This is a genomic window from Chryseobacterium sp. CFS15 (assembly GCF_031118795.1).
Taxonomy (GTDB): domain Bacteria; phylum Bacteroidota; class Bacteroidia; order Flavobacteriales; family Weeksellaceae; genus Chryseobacterium; species Chryseobacterium indoltheticum.
Genome location: NZ_JAVHYL010000012.1, coordinates 42,957 through 57,222, shown reverse-complemented (window position 1 = coordinate 57,222; position 14,266 = coordinate 42,957). Strand labels below are relative to the sequence as shown.

The following is a 14,266-nucleotide window of genomic DNA, read 5'->3' as shown; positions in this document are numbered from 1 at the left end:
TAATGATTGAAGAGGTAATTGATGTAAAAGGGCAAAACTTATTTATAAAATTTAATAATTCATTCGAAAATAAACCAACAATTGTTTTTCTGCATGATTCTTTAGGTTCGGTTCAGCTTTGGAGGGATTTCCCTGAAAAATTGGCGAAAGCGACACAATGTAATGTTTTAGTGTATGATCGTTTAGGATACGGAAAATCTTTTCCTATGATTACCCATGAAAGAGAAAACAATTACATGGAACTGGAAGCAGATATATTGAATGATTTACTTTCTGAATTAAATATAAACAATGCAATTCTTTTCGGTCACAGCGATGGCGGAACGATTGCCTTAATTGCCGCATCAAAATATCCTGAAAAAGTAATAGCTGTAATCTGTGAAGCCGGACATATTTTTGTGGAAGATATTACAGTAAAAGGAGTGGAAGAGGCATTAAATGCTTACAATACCACAAATCTACCTCAACGTCTGGAAAAATATCACGGCGATAAAGTAGAAACAATTGTCAAAGCATGGACTGAAATTTGGCTTAATGAAAAATTCAGAAGCTGGAATATTGAGTATTTATTGAAAAATATTAAAAGTCCTCTTTTGTTTATTCAAGGAGAAGCTGATGAATACGGAACTTTAGATCAAGTTGAAAGAACGGTTTCGCAGGTTACAGGAAGATCGGAGAAATTCATCATCCCAAATGTTGGACATACACCGCACAAAGAATCTCCGGAAATAGTTTTAAATAAATCAATTGAATTTATAAACTCCGTAATAAATTAATTCGCTACAATTCCCCTCCTCTGGAGGGGTGGCGAAAATTCAAAGAATTTTTGACGGGGTGGTTAATAAAATGAAAAAAACCTACAAACTTTTCAATTCATATTCAATATTCTCCCTCGCTTGAGATTCATATTTATTTTTAAAATACTCAGTTTTAAAAATATTTTCCAGTGCCAGAAAATGTTGTAAAACCTTTTTCCTTCCCGGTTTATAAAGGAAATCCGGATAAATAGAATATTCTTTTCTGATCTGTTTTGTATACTCTAAATAAACTTGCGAGCTTTTCCCAAGAATCGATAAATCTGCATCTAAAAGAAAATTAATGTCTTCATCATTCGATTTTTTGTGTGATTTTGTAGCTAAAATCTGCTCGTAAATTTGTTGTATATCTTCATTATTCAAACCTACAATTCCAAGGTTTTCTTTTGCAAGATCTGCACTTTTTTCTTCATTTAGTTTTGAAGTTGCATCATAAATTAAATCATGATAAAAAATAGAAAATGAAATAGTATTGAAATTTTTGATTTTATCTTTTACATGTTCAATTTCTTCAAATAGAGTTTCTAAATGTTGAAGATTGTGATAATGCCTGTTTTTCCCTGAATAGTTTTTCTCAATTTCGATCCAAAATTTTTCAATTAAAATTTTATCTTCTGTAAAGTTTAGACAAAGCGATTCAAATCTATCTTTTAAAATCATACATATCGTTTGAGTTAAATAAAAAAAGGAACTTAAAAAAAGTTCCTTCTGTTTTGTTATAAGCTTGCTTTCAAGTCAGCCCAGCCACCGCCGTTGTAGCCATCTTGTAAGCCTTGAGAATTCAGATATTCTAATGCTTTTCCACTTCTGTTTCCGCTTCTGCAGAACAAAACAACAGGCTTTTCGATAGATAAGATTTCGTCTTTTCTGTCTTCAACTTCTCCCAAAGGAATATTGACTGCTCCTTCTATATTTCCGTCCATTTCAAGCTCCATTGGCTCACGAACGTCGATTAATGCATAATTTCCTGATTGTAATACATCTGCTAATGACATAATATTTAATTTTTTTGAGTTAAATTACAAAATAAATGTATGAAGTATTTTCACACATCCAAACTTCAACAAATTTATAAAATAATCTTAGTTTTGCAATGCGAAATCTATGAATTCAACTGCTGAAAAATATTCCCAATTAATCAAATCTAAAGCTAAAAGTTTTGGGTTTCAGAATTGTGGAATTTCGAAAGCAGATTTTCTGGAGGAAGATGCGCGTCATTTAGAAAAATGGCTTAAAAATAACTTCCATGGTGAAATGAAATACATGGAAAATCATTTCGACAAAAGATTAGATCCGAGATTATTGGTAGAAGGTTCCAAATCTGTGATTTCTCTTTCCTATAACTATTTTCCTGAAGAGAAAATTTCTGCATTAGAGAATTTTAAAATCTCAAAATACGCGTATGCCGAAGATTACCATGAAGTAGTAAAAGAAATTCTTCGTGATTTGGTTGCTGAATTACAAGAAGAAATCGGAAATTTCGGATTCCGTGTTTTCGTAGATTCAGCTCCGGTTTTGGAAAGAAGCTGGGCAAAAAAATCAGGAATTGGCTGGGTTGGAAAAAATGCCAATTTAATCACCAAACAAAGTGGTTCTTTTTATTTTTTAGCTGAAATTATTTGTGATTTAGATTTAATTCCTGATCATGAAACAACCGATCATTGCGGAAGTTGCAGAAAATGTATCGATGCTTGTCCAACTGATGCGATTGTTTCGGAGAAAATTGTTGACGGAAGCAAATGTATTTCCTATGCAACCATTGAATTGAAAACTGAAATTCCCGATTACTTTAAAGATAAAATGGAAGACTGGATGTTTGGCTGCGACATCTGTCAGGATGTCTGTCCTTGGAACCGTTTTTCGGCGCCGAATCTTCAGGCTAAATTTAAACCTAATGAAGCGTTGAAAAATTTCAAAAAAGGAGAGTGGAAAGAATTGACTCACGAAATATTCTCGGAAATATTCAGGAAATCACCTGTAAAACGTACAAAATTTGCCGGTTTGAAAAGAAATATTGAGTTTTTGAATCAATCTTCAGAGAAATTATAGCAAAATATAAAAGGTGAAAAAACCTGTTCGGAAATTATAGTTTCCAAAAATAATATGGGTATTGTACCATTCCTTAAAACTTTAGTTCTAAAGAAATAAAAGATTCCAATTCATAAAAATTAAAAAAGCCTTTCCTACAAAAGAAAAATTGACTTTCAAAAAGAGAATATCTTTAAGAAATCAACGTTTTTTCTGGGTTCTTTTAGGAGCTGTTTTTACTCTTACTTTAAATCTTTTTTGAGATTTCGCGTTTTTAAGCATATTTGTGAATGTTTGTTAGTTAAATTTAATTAATTTTTGAATTAAAATAAATACTTTTAGAAAAAATTTAGATTAAATTTTATTAAACTTCAATATCTGAAAACATGAGTGTGAAAATTATACTGATCTATTTCCTGAAAACTCTCGGAATCATCCTTGGAATCATTGTGCTGTACGCTATTGTAGGTTATCTGCTTCCTTTTATCGAAGTTTCGGCAAAAGATGATGGCGAGCAAAAAGAAATTCCGATTTACATTTATACCAACGGTGTTCATACCGATATTGTAATGCCTGTAAAAAATGAATTGCACGATTGGAGCGCAAAGATTCCGTTTGCAAATACAACATCAAAAAAAACGGATTACAATTATGTAGGAATCGGGTGGGGCGATAAAGGTTTTTATCTGGATACACCAACTTGGGCAGATTTGAAATTTTCTACGGCTGTAAAAGCTGCATTTTGGATGAGTGAATCTGCAATGCACGCTTCATTTTACAAAATGATGACCGAAGCTGCTGACTGCAAAAAAATAATGATCAGCAAAAAACAATATTTAGAATTAGTGAAGTTTATCGATGCTAAATTTGACAGAGATACAAACGGTAGTTATATATTGATTCCTACGAAAGCTGTTTACAGCGATAATGATGCGTTTTATGATGCGAAAGGAAGTTATAGTTTTCTGAATACCTGCAACACCTGGGCAAACGATGCACTAAAAGCTGCCGGACAAAAAGCAGCGTGGTGGACGCCAACAGATTATGGGATTTTCTTACATTATAAATAAATCTTGTGAGAATTTTTTATTTAATTTTTCTGGTTGTCATTTTTTTGTCTTGCAAACATGAGGCGAAAAAGCTTACTGATAATGATGTTTTTGATAATAAAAAATCCAATGAAGTCAAAAAGCCCGAATTAGATTTAAATAAAACAAAAAAGAAAGCTGAAGAAGCCTATGCATTTTGCAAAAGCAAAAAAATGAATACTGATTTTTGTATTTTGATTGATATGAGTCTGCATTCCGGATTGAACCGTTTTATAATTTGGAATTTTAAAGAGCAGAGAATATCTAATAAATATTTGGTGGGGCATGGTTGCGGAGGTAATAGTTGGAGCAGCGATGATTCAAAAGACAATCCTCAATTTAGTAATGAAGACGGAAGTCATCTTTCGGCTTTGGGGAAATATCAATTAGGTGAAAGAGGAAGAAGCGATTGGGGAATTAATGTAAAATATTTGATGCACGGTTTAGAAGAAACAAATAATAATGCGCTACAAAGATTCATTGTTTTTCATTCATGGGAATTGATGAGTGATGATGAAGTTTACCCAAAAGGCTCGCCGGAAGGTTGGGGTTGTCCTACAATTTCCAATAATGCGATGAAAGAATTAGATCCAGTCATTCAAAAAACTGAAAAGCCTTTACTGATGTGGATTTATAATGAATAATTTTTTAGTAATGACAAAAATATTTTACCGCAAAAGAATCAAAAGAAAAGATTGAAAAAATAAGAATTCAAAAGTTTACAAAACGCAAAGACTTGTTTGTTAATCGTTTTGAAAGCTTTTGCTTAACTTAAACTATAGAAAGTCTTTTGATTCTTTTGCGGTCATATACTAAAGAAAGATTTATAATTTTTTTAAATCTAATTCATAAATGGATGATGGAAGATTGAAAGGTTCTGAAACCGTATCTTTCACAAAAACGAATTTTTGATCTGTAAAAAACTGAATTTGTGAATCGTTTTCTCTGATATTAATCCAAAGACTGTCTGCAAATTGAATTGCCGATTTTACTTTATTCCAAAGAGAAAGTCTCACTTCTGGTAGATCATATTTTTGAAGAAGAGAAAATTCTTTGATAGCCGTCATTTTTTGATTTTCATCAGCTTCCGGATAAAAGTTTCCTGTTTGAAAAAAGCAATATCCTACAGGTTGTTGATCTGCAAACACCATAATTAATTGATTAGAAAAATCATTTAAAATATTGATCATTTTTCTATGATCAAAATATTCTTTAATGTAGTTGTCTATAATTTCGGGTGCAATAGTCTCTTGATACGAATTTTTAATAAAAGCTTTTTTAACATCAAAAAATTCATCAACTCCCTGGTCTGAACCTACTACAAATTTTGAAACAATCTCCATTCTTATTTTTTTTCAAAGCTAAGTTATTTATGAATGATAATATCGGTACAGTTTTAAGCTAATAAAACGGTACAATTTAAAATTTTGTAAATTTGTGCAGAACAGATTGGGATTATGCAGAATTTTAAATATCAAATATTTACTTCGGTCATCGAGAAACAGATCAAAAATGGAATTCTTGTTTCAGGCGAGCGGTTACCTTCTATAAGAGAAATTAAAGAAAAGTATCAACTGAGCATTACTTCCGTGCAAAGTGGTTATGATTATCTTGTGATGAAAGGCTGTGTTGAAAATCGTCCTCGCTCAGGATTTTTTGTTACTATAAAAGTAAATGAAGACATTCCTGAAGATTTACCAACATTTTTGCCAGTTGTACGAAACCCGGAGTTTGATGAAAAGGTAAAACTCACTTCAAAGTCAGGTAAGTCTTTTGAACAAATTTCATTTAATACCGCTGCACCGACAGATTTGCTCGTTCCTCAAAAATTGATCTTAAGGAAAATGCAAGAAGTAATTCGGAAAAAAGGATCATCAATTCTCAGATATTATCCGGCGAACGGATCAGAAATTTTAAAAAATCAAATTGCTGCACGGGCAACAAAATCTGGCTGTAAAATAAATTCAGAACAACTCATCATCACAGATGGAGCTTTGCAGGCGCTTTACATTGCGCTGGCTTCGGTAACGGAATCGGGAGACTTGATTGCGGTAGAAAGTCCGTGTGTTTTTTCTGTTTTGGAAGTGATTTCAAATTTAAAACTGAAAATAATCGAAATTCCGGTACACTACAAAACCGGATTTGATATTGATTATCTAAAAGATGCAGTAAGTAAAAATAATATTCGTGCTGTTGTGGTAACATCCAATTTTCATAATCCCACAGGAATTTTAATGTCACACGAAACAAAGAAAGAACTTGCTTCGATTGCGCAAAGTAAAGAGATTCCGATTATTGAAAATGACATTTATGGTGATCTTTATTTTGATGGTGAAAGACCTTCAACGATTTGTAATTTTGATACGGAAGGTTGGGTAATGACCTATTCGTCATTTTCAAAAACTTTGGCACCGGGAATTCGTCTGGGATGGCTGAATACAGGTCGATTTTTTGAGCAGGCTGAAAGAATTAAGTTTTCTTTGGGAAGATCTGTATCACCTATTTTTCAGGAATTAATGATACAATTATTAGAAGAAAATTCTTATGAACGGCATCTTCGTTTCTTCCGAAAACAGCTTGAAATACAATGTGTAGAATTACTTAATACATTAAGATTATATTTTCCAAAAGATTGTTATTTTCACAGACCTCAAGGCGGTTACAGCATTTGGGGAAAACTTCCTAAAGAAGTGAATATGCCTGATTTCTATAAATTTTGTGAAAGTCAAAAAATCGCTTTTACACCCGGAGATACATTTTCTTACACCGACGCATACAGACATCATTTCAGAATTATATTTGCAGACAGAATCACCTCTGAAAGTATTGTGAGGCTGAAAATAATTGGAGAAAAAGTGCAAAGTATTTTAGATGAAAAAATAAATGAAAATCTGTAAAATCAGAAATTCATTTTGCAAAATAGTCTTCCTTTTTTAACTGTTTGTATTTACAATATTAAAAAAGGTGCTGTTTGTCGGGCAAATGGTAAACATTATTTAATCTATGCGTAAAATTTCTGTAATCTAATCAGGCTACTTTTGCGATTAAAACTGTGAGATATTATCTTTTACTGCTTATTCCATGCGTCTTCATTTTTTCTGCAATGTCTTTTAACCCTGTTAATAAAGGTGTAAAAAGTGATAATAAATTTATAAACAGAGGCTTACGTGATTTTAAAATTGAGTTAGAATATCTGAAAAATGATGTAGAACTTTATTCTCAAGAAAAAATTTCTTTAGAAAAACTTCAGCAAACCCTAAGAAGTACAAGGAATTCCTTTAAAGAAATAGAGTTTTTCGTCGCTTATCATTATCCTGAATTTACCAAAACCCATCTTAATGCAGCGCCGCTTTTTCATATTGAAGCAGCGGGAACTTCAGCCTATACTTTGCCTCCCGAAGGTTTGCAGGTTTTGGATGAACTTATTTTTTCTGACGAAGCCAATGAAAAAAAAGAAGAAATAAGTACAATTACCAATTTCCTGTACAACAGTTATGCAAACTTTTATTTAAGTACTTTGAATAACGGCTTGAGCTCAGGAAATAATAAAACTTTGCCTTTGCGAATAGAACTTATTAGAATTTACAGTTTGGGTGTGACAGGTTTTGATACTCCGGGTTCTCTCAATATTTCTGAGGAAGCTGCTCATGCTTTAATGGGGATGAGGGAATACATCAACGATGAAGCTTATTTTAAAAATTTTAAAACAGAAAAAGCTAATTTACTTATTCAACAGGCAATTACTTATCTTGGGAAGAATACCGATTTTGAGTCTTTTGACAGAATAGAGTTTTATAAACAATTTGTTCAGCCTTTATACGAAGAATTGGGCAGATGGGATGGTAATCCTGATGATCTCAAAAATTTTTCGGGCTGGAATGTTTCGAATAAAGATTTCTTTAAAGCAGATTTTCTTGACCCTTATTTTTATACGATTTTAAAACCTTCTGAAGATTCTGAAGAACTGAAAAATTTAGGTGAAAAGATTTTCTATGATCAAAACTTCAGTGCTAATGGAGCGATGAGTTGCGCCAGCTGTCACCTTCCAGAAAATGCGTATACCGATCTAAAACAGAAATCTGCAAGTAATGTAGAGGGAAAAACCGTCTTGAGAAATTCTCCTTCTCTTTATAATGCCGTTTTTGCAAAAAGATTTTTTTATGATATGAGAGCTTTTTATCTTGAACAACAGGCGGAACACGTGATTTATAATCAGGATGAATTTAATACCGATTATCAAAAAATTGTACAAAAGCTGAATGGCAATAAAGAGTATAAAAAAGAATTCAAAAAGGTTTTTAAAGACGGAAAAATCAGTAAACAGAATTTTTCCAAAGCGCTAAGTTCTTTTGTAGCCTCTCTTTATTCGTTTGAAAGTGATTTTGACCGTTTTATGAGAAATGAAAAAGAAATTTCTGAAGATGCTAAAAAAGGTTACAATCTATTCATGGGGAAAGCCAATTGTGCAACTTGTCACTTTGCACCGCATTTTTCAGGACTTGTGCCGCCTTTCTTTAATGAAAATGAATCTGAAGTTTTAGGAGTGACCAAAAAACCAATCACAAATTTACCGATAGAACTTGACGGTGACAGAGGAAGAATAAATTCTAATGTGAAAAAAGAAAATTCATGGATTTATGAGAATTCTTTCAAAACCATGACGGTGAGAAATATTGCGTTAACAAAACCCTATTTCCATAACGGAGCTTTTAATACGCTTGAAGAAGTGATTGATTTTTATAATGAAGGTGGAGGAGAAGGTTTAGGTTTACCCATGAAAAATCAGACGCTTCCTGCAGATAAGCTTGATCTTACGGAAATTGAAAAAAAACAACTTATCGCTTTTCTAAATACTTTGACAGACATCAGTAAGGCTAAGAAATTAGCGAAATAAAGCTTCAGTTTTACATAAATTTCAAATTTAATAATAAGTTAAAATTCGTAACATTTACTTTCAGTTTTATTAATATTCATCGAGGTTTAATTAAAGATAGCGTAACGCAATGCCGAAGCGAAAAAAATAGTTTTGCATGGTAAATGAAATTTTAATAAAAGTGAAAAGAAAACTACTTAGTATCGCAGCTTTGGCATTGATGACGACATCGATGATCCAGGCACAGACGACAATTTTTGCATTGCAGAGTGCATGGAAGTATAACGACGCAGATGTGGCATTGCCCGCAACCTGGAAAAGTTCCAATTATGATGTTTCAAACTGGGCTGTAGGAAATGGTCCGTTAGGTTACGGTGACCCTGTTACGACTTCTTTTATCTCTGGTGTAGATACTGCTTATCTTATCAAAGATTTCACAGTAAATCTGGCAGATCTTTCGAATACGATGGAATTTGGCGTGAGGAGAGATGACGGAATCATTGTTTATCTAAACGGTGAAGAGGTGATAAGAGATAATATGCCATCCGGAGCCATTACTCATGGTACTTTTTCGAGTACAATTGTTGATGGGGCTGCAGAAACGGCTATTAACATATTCTCTATTCCCAAAAACAAATTTGTACAGGGAACTAACAGAATTTCAATTGAGCTGCATAATAGAAGTGCTACAAGCTCAGATTTAACAATAGACGCATATCTTAAAACAACAACAACGGTAACTCCACCGGTTTCCAACTGTACCGGTACACATATCAGCTGTTTTACATCAATTGTTCCTACAACACAGACTGCAAAATTGATTATCCCTGCTGAACATAAATATCAGTTGATCCTAAAAGAAGGTGATAACTATACAGAAGGCGGCGGATTGGTTGGTGGCCTTAATGATTTTACCGCCTATGTTGCTAAAAATAACAGCAGTATGGACGGATATCTTTCTGTAAACCATGAAACAAACCCCGGAGGTGTTACCATGGCAGAAATTAATTATAATACTTCAACCAAACTTTGGCAGTTAACAAAATCAAGAGCGGTGAGTTTTTCGGCACCGAGCCTTGTGCAGACGATCAGAAACTGCTCGGGAGGTATTACACCTTGGGGAACGGTGGTAACGGCTGAAGAATCTGTTACGTCAAACGATATTAATGCCGATGGGTACAAAGATTATGGATGGCTGGTAGAAATTGATCCTGTAACAGCGCAGGTGATGTCTCATAACCAGGCAGGAACTAAAGATAAGCTTTGGCAGATGGGAATCATGAATCATGAAAATGTAGTGATTAACGATGCAGGAACAACAGCTTATTATGGCGAAGATGGCGGAACTCATATGGTTTATAAATATGTGATGGATACTCCAAACAATCTGGCTTCAGGGAATTTATATGTTTTGAAGCTTGACCAGGGATTAAGTGGTGGAAATCCGGTAGCAACAACCGGACAGTGGATTCAGGTGCCAAATAAACTTCAGGCTGATCAAAATAATACGGCTGCTTTAGCTTTGTCATTAGGCGGTACTTCCTTCAATGGAGTAGAAGATATAGAAATAAGTCCACTTGACGGTAAAGTTTATTTTACGGCAAAAGGATTAGATAAAGTATACAGAATGACAGATAACGGAATGACGCTTTCAAACGTAGAAACTTTCGTAGGCGGAGCATCAACAGCTTATACATTCAACACCGCGCAGGGAATGAAAACTGAATCTTGGGGGGACGGAAACGATAACCTTACTTTTGATGAACTTGGTAATCTTTGGGTACTGCAGGACGGTGGTAAAAACTACATCTGGGTTATTGGTCCCGATCATACACAGGCAAATCCTAATGTAAGATTATTTGCATCAATGCCTGCAGGATCAGAGCCTACAGGTCTTACATTCACACCGGATAAGAAATTTGGTTTCTTCTCTATTCAGCATCCGAATTCTACGATTTCTACTGATGTAGATGCTACGGGTAATACAATAGATTACAGAGGAAAGTCGGCTACAATTGTAGTTGCTTTACAACAGTTTTTAGGGACAACAGGAAGTTTGGGAACAGTAGAAGTTGTTAATGAAAATGATGTAACGGTAGCTCCTAATCCTACTTCTGGTATTGTGAAAATCAATTCGCCAAAAGCACTGAAAAATCTTGAAGTTACTGCGTACAGCATTGACGGGAAAGTTGTCTATAAAAAGAAAGTAAACGGATCTACAACTAGTCTCGACTTAGATTTCACAAGCCAGCTTCAGGTTTCAAGAGTTTTAATATTAAATATTGAAGCAGACGGATTCCAGAAAACAGCTAAGATTTTCAAAAAATAATTTTAATACTTTATAACGGTCGTCGGATTTTTTCCGGCGACCTTTTTTTGTTTTATGAAAAAATACATTTGCCTTTTTTGTTTACTGTGTATTGCCAGAATAAATGCCCAGATTGATCCTGTAAAATATCCGACTTATACAGATATGGAGGCTGCTTTGATGTCGAAAGAAACTGTTTATAGCTTAAGTTTCAGAGATAAAGGTCTGTTTAATCTGCCTCCTGATATTACGAAAATGAATTCTGTTTTTTTTCTGAACATTATGGGAAATAATCTTGAAAAGCTAGATGATGCACTCTTTTCACTTTCAGAACTTCAGATTCTTAATATTAACGAGAACAGCATAAAATATATTCCTGATGAAATCAATAAGCTGAAAAAGCTCACTACTTTTTCTATGAATCTTAATCATTTGACGGATCTTAATCCTGAGTTTGCCAAACTTCAAAAGCTTAAAGTTGTACAACTCGATGCCAATAACCTCAGCGTTTTTCCAAAAGCTCTGACAGAAATTTCGGGACTCGAAGAAATTAATTTACACAGCAATCAAATCAGTATGGTTTCTCATGTTGAAAAAATAAAAAGTCTTAAGTTTCTGAATCTCTCATCTAATCAGATTAATGATCTTAATGAAACAAGTTTTCCAAGTAAGCTCAAATATCTTGAACTGCAAAAAAATATGTTGATTACGCTCTCCAAAAACATTTTAGCTTTAAAAAATCTGGAGTTCCTTAACGTAGGTGAGAATAAAATATCTGAGATTTCGCCTCAAATAAAGAATCTAAAGAACATCGTCAGTCTTAATCTGGCCAATAATCAGCTACAATCATTACCAAAAGAAATTGCTGATTTAAAACATTTGAAAACACTTATTCTCACAGGAAATCCTATCAATATTACAGAAGTTGAAGATCTCAGAAAAAAAATGCCTGAGACTCAGATTTATTTTTGATGACATTCTTAAGCATAAAAAAAGATAAACTTAATTATAAAGACAATAGAGATACGCTTATAAAGTTTTGGAATGTATTGTAACTTACAATAATCGCATTTTTTCGATTATTGAAATTGTCATTTTGAGACATTTAATTTCAACGTCCAAATTTATCAGGTTATATTTTGAAAACACAACGATTTTTAATAATTGTTAAGTAATTGTAGAAAGATAAACTTAATTTATGTGAATAATATTTTTTAGTTAGAAAAAAAATGTTAAGTTTGTAAATAGTTTTCAACTGAAAATTAGAGCAATAGGATACCAAGTCTATGATTTAATTACAGTTTAAAAATATACTAAAAAACACAATTATATAAATGAAAAAAAAGTTTTTAGCAGAACTGTTATTAAGTTTAACTGCATTCTAATATGGAGAAATTTTCTCTCTAAAAAATTACTAAAGTCCTATTTTTTACTAGAGAGATTGATTTAGAATCTCTATTTCTTACATATTTTTTTCACTTTAATTTTTTGCGACGAGTTTTGACGTTTCTCAGATGTAAATTTGTCACATTGATATGATAAGAGTCATATTAAATCTCATTAAGGAGATGTGAGTAATAGTTGAAAAAGGTTAATTTCGCGAAAGTTTTTAATTATAAAGAATTTTAGGTTTCTTATAATTAGACATTAAAAAAAAGTTTAAACATTACACTAATATAATTATTTTAAGATGAAGAAAGTTTTATTTTTGGCAGGACTAATATCTAGTTCAATTGCATTTTCACAAAATACCCTAACAAGAAATGACGCAGGCGCTCCAACTACTACAAGTGGTTTCTATGAAGCCAGTAGTCCGGTAAATTATCCAGCGGGTGCAAGTGATTGGTGGCATCTTTTGGATGTAAGACATGGCAATTCTACTAATAACTACGGAATGCAATTTGCCGGAAGTTTTTTTAATCAGGATTTATACTTTAGAAAAACAAATAATGATGGCTCTCAGCCATGGATGAGAGCTATTTTAGAAAATTCTGCTGGTAATGTGAAAATTGGAAAAAACGATCCTGCAAACTCTGAAGCCAGTCTTAGAATATTTAAGACAGATGGCACTTTTGTGGAAATTGCTAATTCTTTAGGTACTTTTCAAATTGCGAGATCGGGTTGTAATGAATGTTGGGCGGTTGGGGCGCGTACCGGCGATACGGTTTTTAGAACTTTGTCTAGCGGGTCGGGAGCTTCACAGAATTTATTGTTTTCAATTCCAAATAATGGGAATGACGGCGGATCATATGTTGGTTTTGAAGATAACCATAACGGAGTTTGGGCAAAATTCTTCAATAATGCCACAGCAAGATTCAACGGAAAAATATTTGCAAAGGAAGTTGAGGTAAAAGCAAATGTATGGGCAGATTACGTTTTTAAAAAAGATTATAAGCTTAAAACTTTGGAAGAAGTTGAAAAGCATATTGCGGAAAAAGGACATTTACCTAATATACCTTCGGCTGGTGAAGTAATTGAAAAAGGAATTAATGTTGCCGAAATGGACGCTAAACTTCTTGAAAAAATAGAAGAATTGACTTTGTACTCAATTGACCAGAACAAGCGATTACAGTCACAGTCTGAAGAAATTAATGAACTTAAAAGACAGGTTCAACTGCTTATTTCAAACCACAAATAAATAGATGATGAAAAAAAAGTTACTCTCAATTTTGTCTTTATTTATCGGCTTCTTTGGATATTCTCAGACAGAAGTTTATTTTAAATATGATGAAGCAGGGAATCAAAGATATCGCGGGCCTAATATCAACGGTAAATCTGCCCCAAAAGATATAATTAATCAGGAAGCTAAAATAGATACGGCAAAAGTTGAAAAACAAGAGGATCAAATTGTTAAGCTCGACGATAAAGCGTTCTGGAAGCAGATGCGGATCTATCCTGTGCCGATAAATGATATTTTAACTATAGATTGGACAGATGAGTTGGATGAACTTATCGCTACAGTTTCTTTATATCAGCATAGTACAGTTCACTGGAAATTCCAGCAGCAAAACCTTCCTAATCTTAACAGGCAGTTGAAGATAAACATGACTGGTTACGAATGGGGGGTATATGTACTCCATGTCAAATTGAAAGATGGAAGAGTATTCAGCAGGAACATCACAAAACGATAGAAAAATTATTTAATTAACACCTT

The 14,266-nt window shown here is 33.2% G+C and carries 13 protein-coding genes; 10 read left to right on the top strand and 3 right to left on the bottom strand.

Annotated elements, in window-relative coordinates:
- Positions 1-2: 2 nt before the first annotated feature.
- Positions 3-776: an alpha/beta hydrolase gene (locus OH814_RS17160; RefSeq protein ID WP_308829007.1), complete on the top strand. Its 774-nt coding sequence runs from the start codon at positions 3-5 to the stop codon at positions 774-776.
- A gap of 81 nt (positions 777-857) precedes the next feature.
- On the opposite strand, the gene OH814_RS17155 is transcribed toward OH814_RS17160, so the two are convergent.
- Positions 858-1,475 carry a hypothetical protein gene (locus OH814_RS17155; RefSeq protein ID WP_308829006.1) on the bottom strand — a complete coding sequence of 206 codons (618 nt, stop codon included), beginning with the start codon at positions 1,473-1,475 and terminating at the stop codon, positions 858-860.
- A 56-nt stretch (positions 1,476-1,531) separates the two neighbouring features.
- Complete coding sequence (locus OH814_RS17150) at positions 1,532-1,810, bottom strand: rhodanese-like domain-containing protein (RefSeq protein ID WP_076561751.1); 279 nt, start codon at positions 1,808-1,810, stop codon at positions 1,532-1,534.
- Positions 1,811-1,919: 109 nt separating this feature from the next.
- Between OH814_RS17150 and queG the strand changes: the two genes are divergently transcribed.
- The 3 genes from queG to OH814_RS17135 all read left to right on the top strand — a co-directional run bounded on the left by queG (position 1,920) and on the right by OH814_RS17135 (position 4,575).
- On the top strand, positions 1,920-2,864 hold the full coding sequence (queG, locus tag OH814_RS17145) for a tRNA epoxyqueuosine(34) reductase QueG (RefSeq protein ID WP_308829005.1): 945 nt from the start codon (positions 1,920-1,922) through the stop codon (positions 2,862-2,864).
- A 365-nt stretch (positions 2,865-3,229) separates the two neighbouring features.
- Positions 3,230-3,913, top strand: coding sequence for a TIGR02117 family protein (locus tag OH814_RS17140; RefSeq protein WP_308829004.1), 684 nt, complete (start codon positions 3,230-3,232; stop codon positions 3,911-3,913).
- A 5-nt stretch (positions 3,914-3,918) separates the two neighbouring features.
- Entirely contained in the window at positions 3,919-4,575 is a 657-nt protein-coding gene (locus OH814_RS17135; RefSeq protein ID WP_308829003.1) for a murein L,D-transpeptidase catalytic domain-containing protein, read from the top strand.
- A gap of 180 nt (positions 4,576-4,755) precedes the next feature.
- Here OH814_RS17135 and OH814_RS17130 read toward each other — a convergent pair whose 3' ends face one another.
- Positions 4,756-5,274, bottom strand: a complete 519-nt coding sequence (locus OH814_RS17130; protein WP_308829002.1) for a hypothetical protein — start codon at positions 5,272-5,274, stop codon at positions 4,756-4,758.
- A 114-nt stretch (positions 5,275-5,388) separates the two neighbouring features.
- Here OH814_RS17130 and OH814_RS17125 point away from each other — a divergent pair, with 114 nt between their 5' ends.
- From OH814_RS17125 to OH814_RS17100, 6 genes are all read left to right on the top strand, one after another.
- A complete protein-coding gene (locus OH814_RS17125) occupies positions 5,389-6,828 on the top strand; it encodes a PLP-dependent aminotransferase family protein (RefSeq protein WP_308829001.1) in 1,440 nt (479 codons plus the stop codon).
- Between the two features lie 206 nt (positions 6,829-7,034).
- Positions 7,035-8,825, top strand: coding sequence for a cytochrome c peroxidase (locus OH814_RS17120; protein ID WP_308829000.1), 1,791 nt, complete (start codon positions 7,035-7,037; stop codon positions 8,823-8,825).
- 160 nt (positions 8,826-8,985) lie between these two features.
- On the top strand, positions 8,986-11,133 hold the full coding sequence (locus OH814_RS17115) for an alkaline phosphatase PhoX (protein WP_308828999.1): 2,148 nt from the start codon (positions 8,986-8,988) through the stop codon (positions 11,131-11,133).
- 54 nt (positions 11,134-11,187) lie between these two features.
- Positions 11,188-12,084, top strand: coding sequence for a leucine-rich repeat domain-containing protein (locus OH814_RS17110; RefSeq protein WP_308828998.1), 897 nt, complete (start codon positions 11,188-11,190; stop codon positions 12,082-12,084).
- Between the two features lie 718 nt (positions 12,085-12,802).
- Positions 12,803-13,750, top strand: coding sequence for a cell wall anchor protein (locus OH814_RS17105; RefSeq protein ID WP_308828997.1), 948 nt, complete (start codon positions 12,803-12,805; stop codon positions 13,748-13,750).
- 7 nt (positions 13,751-13,757) lie between these two features.
- The gene (locus tag OH814_RS17100; protein WP_308828996.1) at positions 13,758-14,243 is read left to right on the top strand and encodes a hypothetical protein; all 486 of its coding nucleotides are present in this window, start codon (positions 13,758-13,760) and stop codon (positions 14,241-14,243) included.
- Positions 14,244-14,266 lie beyond the last annotated feature (23 nt).